A 771-nucleotide genomic window follows, 5' to 3' on the forward strand; every position below is an offset into this window, starting at 1 on the left:
CTGCTGTGCCTGCCCTATTCGGGCGCCAGCGCCATGGTCTACAGCCGCTGGCGGCGCCAACTGCCGTCGTGGCTGCACTTGCAACCGGTAGAACTGCCCGGGCGCGGTGCCCGTTTCGACGAACCCCTGCAAATCGACATGCGCGCCCTGGCGCGCCAGCTGGCCCGCGAGCAAAAGCCCGGTCTGCACACGCCTTATGCGCTGTTCGGGCACAGCCTCGGCGCGCTGCTGGCCTGCGAGATGGCCCACGCCTTTCGCGAACTCGGCGCACCGGAACCGGTGGCGCTGTTCGCTTCCGGCACCGCCGCGCCGACGATGCGCAGCGACTACGACCGTGGGTTCGCCGAAGCGCGCAGCGACGACGAACTGATCGAGCAGTTGCGCACCTTTCAGGGCACTAGCGAAGAAGTGCTGGCCAATAAAGAGCTGATGAGTCTGACGCTGCCCGTGCTGCGTGCCGATTTCATGATGTGCGGACGCTTTACGCCGGCGCAGCGGCCCTCGCTCAATTGCCCGGTGCACGTGCTCGGCGGCAAGGAAGACCGCGCAACCACCGAGCAACTGATTGGCTGGAGCAAGGAAACCCAGGGCAGTTTTTCCGTGGACATGATGACCGGCGGGCATTTCTTCATTCATGAGCACGAGGCCCGGGTCATCCGCACGATCAAGACGCATCTGGAAGTCCATCACCGGCGTCATGCCCAAGCGACGGCCACGGCGCTGTAACGCACGGCGCCCTTATCGAGTGATTACAGGAGGCCAGTCATGGCT

Annotated in this window: 1 protein-coding gene; it reads left to right on the forward strand. The window is 64.9% G+C overall.

The features are described from left to right. Positions 1-726: thioesterase II family protein (locus tag DBR24_RS14230; protein WP_256591475.1), on the forward strand; the 726-nt coding region annotated here is incomplete at its 5' end. Positions 727-771: the final 45 nt, after the last annotated feature.

It is taken from the genome of Pseudomonas sp. HMWF006 (assembly GCF_003061205.1).
GTDB classification, from domain to species: Bacteria; Pseudomonadota; Gammaproteobacteria; order Pseudomonadales; family Pseudomonadaceae; genus Aquipseudomonas; species Aquipseudomonas monsensis.